General features: G+C 56.9%; 7 protein-coding genes and 1 tRNA gene. 3 read left to right on the forward strand and 5 right to left on the reverse strand.

What is annotated here, in order from left to right; genetic code table 11:
* Both ACIQ5B_RS09285 and ACIQ5B_RS09290 read right to left on the reverse strand, forming a co-directional pair.
* On the reverse strand, positions 1-277 hold a 277-nt coding region (locus ACIQ5B_RS09285), incomplete at its 3' end, for an EamA family transporter (protein WP_397598773.1).
* A gap of 65 nt (positions 278-342) precedes the next feature.
* Complete coding sequence (locus tag ACIQ5B_RS09290; RefSeq protein WP_397598767.1) at positions 343-1359, reverse strand: threonine aldolase family protein; 1017 nt, start codon at positions 1357-1359, stop codon at positions 343-345.
* A 233-nt stretch (positions 1360-1592) separates the two neighbouring features.
* Here ACIQ5B_RS09290 and ACIQ5B_RS09295 point away from each other — a divergent pair, with 233 nt between their 5' ends.
* Positions 1593-2960 (forward strand): M24 family metallopeptidase, encoded by a 1368-nt coding sequence (locus ACIQ5B_RS09295; RefSeq protein WP_397598768.1) that lies wholly within the window; start codon positions 1593-1595, stop codon positions 2958-2960.
* Positions 2961-2984: 24 nt separating this feature from the next.
* Here the strand turns inward: ACIQ5B_RS09295 and ACIQ5B_RS09300 are convergent, their stop codons facing one another.
* The 3 genes from ACIQ5B_RS09300 to ACIQ5B_RS09310 all read right to left on the reverse strand — a co-directional run bounded on the left by ACIQ5B_RS09300 (position 2985) and on the right by ACIQ5B_RS09310 (position 5606).
* Positions 2985-4061, reverse strand: a complete 1077-nt coding sequence (locus ACIQ5B_RS09300) for a phosphotransferase family protein (protein WP_397598769.1) — start codon at positions 4059-4061, stop codon at positions 2985-2987.
* Positions 4054-5148 carry a hypothetical protein gene (locus ACIQ5B_RS09305; protein ID WP_397598770.1) on the reverse strand — a complete coding sequence of 365 codons (1095 nt, stop codon included), beginning with the start codon at positions 5146-5148 and terminating at the stop codon, positions 4054-4056. The genes ACIQ5B_RS09300 and ACIQ5B_RS09305 overlap by 8 nt, the downstream gene beginning before the upstream one ends.
* Positions 5149-5531: 383 nt before the next feature.
* Positions 5532-5606: transfer RNA gene (locus ACIQ5B_RS09310), tRNA-Thr, on the reverse strand.
* A 486-nt stretch (positions 5607-6092) separates the two neighbouring features.
* Between ACIQ5B_RS09310 and ACIQ5B_RS09315 the strand changes: the two genes are divergently transcribed.
* Together ACIQ5B_RS09315 and ACIQ5B_RS09320 are read left to right on the forward strand one after the other, a co-directional pair.
* Positions 6093-7130 (forward strand): quinone-dependent dihydroorotate dehydrogenase, encoded by a 1038-nt coding sequence (locus ACIQ5B_RS09315; RefSeq protein ID WP_397598771.1) that lies wholly within the window; start codon positions 6093-6095, stop codon positions 7128-7130.
* A 44-nt stretch (positions 7131-7174) separates the two neighbouring features.
* Positions 7175-7940, forward strand: a 766-nt coding sequence (locus ACIQ5B_RS09320) for a gamma-glutamyltransferase (protein WP_397598772.1), incomplete at its 3' end; no start/stop codon positions are given.

Below are 7940 nucleotides of genomic sequence, written 5' to 3' on the forward strand. Positions count from 1 at the left end.
ACAGCGCGAATACCACTGCGACCAATCCCGACGTGATATAATGTTCAGCGGCATAGACAAAATTGTAGTTCATCCCGAATTGCATCACGCCAAGCAGGATTGTCCAACCGACCATTGGCCGATCTATTTTCACCGGCTGGCGCATCGCGATGACCAGGATGAACATAGCGATGGCGGACACAATCATGCGATAGGCCACAGACCAGGTCGGCGGCACTGTGCCCAATTGATCGCGGATAACCAGCCAAGTAGATCCCCAGATAACCGACGTCACCATAAAGGGTATCCACACCCGCGGCGTCAGAAATCCGGGTTCTGTGGAGGATTCCGCTGCGGTCGTGCTCATAATGCAGCGATCGCGCGGGCCAGCGGAGCGACATCGGCCTCTTTATGTTGCCAACTGGTGACGAGCCGCGCCGCGCCCCAATTTTCGTCAACTGCGCCCCAGTCGTAAAAGTCAAAACCTTGCGCCCGCAACGCCGCCGCTTCAGCGGGCGTCAGGCGCAAGAAGATCTCATTAGCTTGGACGGGATAGAGCAATCGTTCGGCGGCCGCGCCCGCAATGATCTGCGCCGCTGCGTTGGCGGAACGCGCATTGGTCAGCCACAGATCATTTTCCAGCATCGCCAACAATTGCGCCGCAAGAAAACGGCCTTTGGACTGCAAATGTCCGGCCCGCTTGCGCCGATAGCGCGCAGCGTCAGCCAGCACCGGGTCAAAATAAACCAACGCCTCTGCACCCATGCCGCCATTTTTGACGAAGCCGAAACTCAATACATCGACGCCAGCGTTGACTGTCACATCGGCGGGAGCACAGCCCAAGGTCGCCACTGCATTGGCAAAACGCGCGCCGTCCATATGCAGGCCAAGACCGCGATCATGGCACAATGCACCAAGTGCCGCGACTTCGGCAGGGCTGTAGACCATGCCATATTCGGTTGCGTTGGTAATCGACAATGCTGCCGCCTGCACCTGATGCACATCGTTGCGAATGCCGTTCAGACACGCCTCGACCGTTTCAGGCGTTACCTTGGCGCCATCGCCTTCGACCAGCATCAGCTTCGCACCAGCGGTGTAGAAACCCGGCGCGCCGCATTCGTCAACCTCAATATGGGCTTCACGGTGGCAAATGACGCCCTGATGTGGCTGAACAAGCGACGCAAGCGCAAGGCAGTTGGCGCTTGTCCCCGTCGCCACCCACAGCACCGCGACATCGCGGCCGAACATAGCGGAGAATGCGGCATCGAGCCGCGCGCTCCATTGGTCCCCATCATATGCGGTGTCGATATGGTTGGCATCGGCCATGGCTTGCATGACAGCGGGGTGCACCGGGGCGGCATTGTCAGAGAAGAAACGCATGAGCATCCGCATGGCGGGAAAACCCGCCTGCCGTCAAGCGCTTAGCGGACGTGTGTCGCGTCAATATACAGGTTCAACATGCTGTGGGGGAACATTTCATAAGGGAATATCCCTGCTTCCTTCATACCCAAGCCTATCCCTGATATCACCTGTTTTCACATCGAATGGCATGTCGGACTTGATCCTTGCATCGCGGCCAGCCAATGTCGGTGCATAATATGATAGGGGGAAGCATGATGGCAAAGCGTGTGATATCTGGACTGGCTCTGCTTGCGGCCATGATTGGGCCAGCCACTGCTGCCATGTCCGCGCCCATCGTCATGCGCGAGACAGAGGCGCAGACACCCGCGCTGCCGCCTATATTGAATGCCCGTGAAAGGGCCGCGACCGAAAACCGCATTTTAGCCGCGCGGTTGGATACGATCATTCCGGCCATCATGCGCGAACAGGGCATTGATGTGTGGCTATTGGTGGCGCGGGAGTATTTTGAAGAGCCCGTGGTCGCGTCGATGCTGGATGCAGAGAATATGCACGCACGGCGCCGGACAATCTTGATTTTCCATGATCCGGGAAATGGAAAGCCGGTCGAGCGTCTGACGGTTAGCCGCTATGGACTTGGCGGCCTGTTCGCGCCAGCGTGGGACCCAAGCAAGCAGCCTGATCAGTGGCAAGCGGTCGCTGACATAATCGCCGCGCGCGATCCGGCCAAAATTGCGATCAACACGTCGGACCTATATCAATTCGCCGACGGCATGACGCTCAGCCAATATGAAAAATTTACAGGCGCGTTGCCCGCAGCATTGCGGTCGCGGATCGTCAGCGGCGAAACGCTCGCTATCCGGTGGCTTGAGACGCGGACGCCTGCGGAGATGGAAATTTATCCCAGCGTGCTGCGCACTGCCCATGCGATAATCGCTGAGGCATTTTCGCGTGCCGTGATCACCCCGGGGGTGACAACGGCGGAGCAGGTGCAATGGTGGTATCGTGACCGGCTGCTTCAGCTGGGCCTCGAACCATGGTTCCATCCTTCGGTCGCGATCCAGCGGGCGGGCGCAAAGGGTATGTTGGAAGGCGATGAGGTCATTCAGCCGGGCGACCTGCTATGGACAGATTTTGGCATCAATTATCTGCGGCTCAGCACCGATACGCAGCATCTTGCCTATGTTCTGAAACCCGGCGAGCGCGATGCGCCTGCTGGCCTCCGGCAGGGGCTGGCGAACAGCAACCGGGTGCAGGATATCTTGAGACGCCAGTTTGCGGTTGGACGCAGCGGGAATGCGGCTTTGGCATTGGCGCGGGCAGAAGCCGTGGCGGCCGGGCTTGATCCGTCGATTTACACGCACCCGATTGGCTTGCATGGTCATGGTGCCGGGCCGTCCATTGGCTTTTGGGATAACCAAAACGCCGACCCGCGTGGAAGCGGGGTGATAAACGCCAACACAGCATGGTCCATCGAGCTTACAACTTATGCTGCCGTTCCCGAATGGGGCGGGCAACGCGTGGATTTCCGCAGCGAAGAGAATGCTTTTTTTGACGGCAAGACTGTGCGTTTTATCGATGGGCGCCAAACTGAAATCACCCTGATCCCGTCAGGGCAGTGATTTGGTCGCAGCGTTCCTGCCGGGCTAGAAATCAAGGGCAATCTCGGCATGGTCTATTGCCATCAAAGCCGACCGCTCTGACATAGCCAGAAACATTGCGTCGCCGCGGTCGGTCTGTTCCACGACCATTGACGCCGTTACGCCCATGAGCATTCCCGAAAAAGACGCAAGCCGATAGGCATCCCACTGGTGCGCAAGGTCTGCGAAGGGTACATTATGCCGATCTAATTGCGTTCTATACCGCGCCAGAAGACCGTGCTCTTCTGCTTTACGGGTAGCCGGGTCCATCGATGTGCCAAGGTAATAGGCGATGTCGCTTGCACCTTCGCCGACACCAACGGTTTGCCAGTCGACGATGACGATAGGCTTGTCCTTGTCGTCGGCGCAGTACAGCATATTATCTGGACGAAAATCATTGTGCGTTAGACAGCGTGGACCGGAACGTGAGTCTAACCATCGTTTGATGTTGCCCAAATAATGCTCACCGACCATTTTCATCTCTTTGGTGATCCGGTCGCGATATCGGTCACAAAATGCAGGCCAAAGCATCGTATAAATCGCGTCGCTATCTATCTGGGGTGGAACAGCTTTCGTGCCGCTGAGCCAGTCAAGCGTGTCGAGCGATGGATCGCCCCACCAGGCCGCGTGAATGCCAGCCGCCGCATCCATTGCCAGTTCGGATTCTGCCCGCGTTGGAACCAACAATTGATTGCCCGGCACATGTGATGGAAGATCGTGCATCAGCAAAGCAAAATCGTGGCTGTCGTCATCAAACGCGATAAACAGATGATGGGGTATCGCCATCGGTTTCTTACCCGCAAAAAGCCCATAAAAACGGCTTTCACGCATGTATGTCATATAGGATCTACCGGCAGCTTTGCTGACTGGATCATTGGATGGCAATTTTGCAACGAGCGTGGGAGGCGCGCCGTTCGCAGGGCCATCATATATCAGTTTAAGGCGGTACGTCGCGCCGACCTGTCCTGTGCCTATGGCGTGCGATTCAACTGACATGACCTTGGCATCATAGCCATTTTTATGCAGCTGCTCCGTCAACCAAGCGGGGGTCATATCGGCCAGACGGGGGATTGCATCAATCATTGAAAATGCTCTTCAGGCCCAGCGGTTCATAAGCGCCAAGGATCAACTGTTCCAGAATGCCTGTACCTGTCTGGCTCTCACTGCCCAGCGTCATGGTCACGCGAGAGACGGCCTGTATGTGGAGATGATCTGCGCGGCCAGCCTCAACGGTTGTCAGGTCAATATCTTCGCGCTCTACCGTTAATACACCCTTCCAACCACCATGTGGCCATTCCGGGTGGCCGTAGCCGATGCCGCGCATCAGAAACGCTGTACCCGGTTCAAAGACGGCCGTGACATTTCGCCCATCTGCGAATTCTGCTTTCAGGACCGCCTGTTCCGCGTGCCGCCAGCCGGGCTTAAGCGTGACCGCCATTTCGCACGCGTCGCTTTCCAACATTTCATGCGCAGCTGCGCCGTCCGGGCACCATACTGCGCGGATATTCCAGTGTCGGCCCTGCGCATCATCATTCACATGAAAATAGAGTGCACCATCCTGAAAATTCACTGGGCTCCACAGCCAGTAGAATTGGGGGATAGTTTGCGGGACGGTCGGCTGCGGGTCGCTGGCGCCAATGGGGCGGATCCCCCAACTGCGGTCACGCGTACCAACAGCACCGTCGATATCCCGCCGAATGCCATCTACCTCAATCCAGCCCTGCCAATGCCCGTTTTGCGTCATACGGGTATAATCCATAAAGGTCCGCGGCCCGATCCTTCGGGTGAAGCGCGGCTCTTCAACGGGGAATGCTCGGCCAACAAAGGTCAGATTGGCGGATATGCCTTCATGGTTGTCGACGACGACGCGCAACGATTTAAGTGGTTCGAGTATCTCAATGGTGATCGGCCCGACGGTGAGATCCATCCGTTCCATATCCAATAAGCGGGAGGCATGAACGCAATATTGGACATCGCCCCGGATGCAGGAAAAATGGGCATCGGCAACGTTCAGGTGCGGATAAACGCCAAAGGCGATCGCGAAAAAATCGCTGCCATCTGCCTGATAGCCGTTAAAGAAATACCGATCGTAAAAATTCCGATCTGTCCCGGAATATGCGATGGGCTCAGCTGTCTGGTGGATTGGATATTCGTCGCCTCTCGTTAGCATCAGCCTGCATCCTCCCTATACTCTGTTGGCGTTTCTGGGCCGGACGTCGTTTTCCAAAATGCTGCGGTTCAGCTATGCACCGCTTTCAGGCTGGAATTGTGCGTTCAAATACAAGCTAATTCCCGTTCACGACGCGATAGCCAAAATCGCCTTTCTGTATTTCCCTTATCCCGATCGGTGTAGCAACGCCCCTTCTTTTTGATTTTCTATCATGGGCCCTATCACTAGGCAAACCATTGGCGTAATTTGTCCCCTTAAATGCAGCGGCCAAATTCATTGCCATGCTATCAGTTTTATGAAGAGGGCCGCGGACGCTATCGACTATGAGTGGTACATCCGTACCACGGAGCGCGTGATAATTTTATAGAGAATGTCGGAAATCCTGGTGCTGCTGGGGAGGATTGAACTCCCGACCTCGTCATTACCAATGACGCGCTCTACCACTGAGCTACAGCAGCATACACCGAAGGTGCGGCCCTATGCGAAGGGACGGGGCGGTTGTCAAGCGGCTTGCGCCTTTGTGGGCGATTTGGCATCGGGTGCGCGAGCAGGCAGAATGGATCGGAGAAGGCACTTGGCAAAAGACGCGCAAGACAAAGAGCGGATTAAGGCCGAACGGTTGCGCGAGGCCCTACGTGCCAATCTCCGCCGCCGCAAAGCAAAGCCGCACAGCCCAGAACCGGACGCACCGAAGGCATAGCCGCCGAACGGCCCGTCAGGGACGATGGCAGCGGTGAAGGGGGCTTTCAGGAAAGAACGCCCGTTTTTCATCGGCGGAGCTCTTGGGTTGGGCTACGACAGTGCAGACGTTTGGTAAAATGCGATTGGACGGAATCGTCACCACCCCATAAAATTCGGGTATTTGCAGCCAAAATCATCTTGGTCAGCGTCATGAACGTAATCCCGCCGTTGCACCTTGCACGCGACTCGTGAATAGCACGCTCATGTTTTACCGACTTGCACGCCCGTTTTTGTTTCAGGCAGATGCCGAAACCGCCCACAACATGTCCCTTGCGGCGCTGAAAATGCTGCCAATCCCGTCTATGGGAACGCAGGACGCTGCTTTACAGCAAAGCTTTGCCGGGTTGCACTTTGCAAATCCCGTTGGGTTGGCGCCGGGCTATGACAAAAACGCCGAAGTACCCGTTGAGATCATGCGCCTTGGCTTTGGCTTTACAGAGGTCGGCACATTAACGCCGTTGCCGCAGGCGGGTAACCCGAAACCTCGCTTGTTCCGGTTGGTTGAGGACGCGGCAGTCATCAACCGCATGGGTTTCAACAATGAAGGGCAGGCGGCGGCCATCGCGCGGCTGCAGAATATTCCGGACACGGCATTGGCAGGGCCGCTGGGCATCAATATCGGCGCCAATAAGGACAGCGCGGACCGCATTGCTGATTATGTCATCGGCGTGCGTAATATGGAGCCTTTGGCCGATTATCTGACGGTCAACATTAGCTCGCCCAATACGCCAGGGCTACGTGCGCTGCAGGACAAGGCTGCGCTGGATGATCTGTTGGCGCAGGTTATGGCTGCGCGGTCGCGGGCAACGCCGGTCTTCCTGAAAGTCGCGCCTGATTTGCAACCCGCCGACATTGACGATATTGTCAGCGTGGCGATGGCGCGCGGTGTTGCGGCTTTGATCGTATCGAACACAACCATTTCGCGGCCCGACCTGCAATCCAAACATGCCGGCGAAACCGGCGGCCTGTCGGGTGCGCCCTTGCGTGACCTTGCGCAGCAACGCCTCATCGATTTTCGCAAGGCGAGTGGTGGGAAGCTGGGCTTGATTGGCGTTGGCGGGATTGCATCTGCCGAAGATGCCTATGCGCGCATCCGTGCGGGCGCATCGCTGGTGCAGATTTACAGTGCGCTTGTGTATCATGGCCCCGGACTGGCGCTGAAAATCAACCGGCAACTGCTGAAACTTTTGCAGCGCGACGGGTTTGCCAATATCTCCGAAGCCGTGGGGACTGACGCGTAAATCCGGACTTGGCATTGCCGTGTAAACGGGGCTAGGTATCGGGTATGAAAAAATTGTCCTTCGCGATCAGCGCACTCGTCCTTGCCGCTCAACCGGTTTTTGCCGAAAATGTCGGTGTCACATCATCGGCCGATCCCCGCGTTACAGAAGCGGGGATGGAAATGTTGCGTCAGGGTGGTTCCGCTGCCGATGCGGCGATGGCCATGATGTTGGCGCTGACCGTCGTTGAACCGCAATCGAGCGGCATTGGGGGCGGCGGCTTCCTTTTGTATCAGGACAGCGCAAAGGGCGTATTGTCGACAATCAACGGGCGCGAGACGGCGCCAGCTGCGGCGACACCCGATCGTTTTGTCGGACCCGACGGTAAAGCGCTCGGTTTCTTGGAGGCCTTTCAGGGCGGACGTTCCGTGGGCGTTCCCGGCAATATCCAGCTTATGGCGGAAACCCACCGCAAATGGGGCAAGCTGTCTTGGGCGACGATTTTCAAGCCCGCCATCCGCCTTGCCGACAAGGGGTTCATCGTCAACAAGACGCTTGAATCACGGCTGAAAGGTATTCAGCCACTGTGGTCCAACTTTGATGCTGCGCGTGCGATTTATTGGCGCAACGGCGTACCTGTTACCGCAGGTATGAAGCTTAACAATCCGCAACTTGCCGCGACGTTAAAGTTGCTGGCGAAAAAGGGACCCGATGCATTTTACACCGGCCCCATCGCCAACCAGATTGTAAGTGCGGTCACGACGAGCAAGCTTAGCCCCGGCGACATGACCATGACGGACCTTGCGCAATATCGCGCAAAGGAACAGCAAG

It is taken from the genome of Sphingorhabdus sp. (assembly GCF_044374345.1).
Lineage (GTDB): Bacteria > Pseudomonadota > Alphaproteobacteria > Sphingomonadales > Sphingomonadaceae > Sphingorhabdus_B.

Coding starts and splice junctions, on each gene's coding strand:
- ACIQ5B_RS09300 (WP_397598769.1), bottom strand. CDS start 4,061: ATGATTGATGCAATCCCCCGTCTGGCCGATATGACCCCCGCTTGGTTG.
- ACIQ5B_RS09315 (WP_397598771.1), top strand. CDS start 6,093: ATGTTTTACCGACTTGCACGCCCGTTTTTGTTTCAGGCAGATGCCGAA.
- ACIQ5B_RS09290 (WP_397598767.1), bottom strand. CDS start 1,359: ATGCGTTTCTTCTCTGACAATGCCGCCCCGGTGCACCCCGCTGTCATG.
- ACIQ5B_RS09295 (WP_397598768.1), top strand. CDS start 1,593: ATGATGGCAAAGCGTGTGATATCTGGACTGGCTCTGCTTGCGGCCATG.
- ACIQ5B_RS09305 (WP_397598770.1), bottom strand. CDS start 5,148: ATGCTAACGAGAGGCGACGAATATCCAATCCACCAGACAGCTGAGCCC.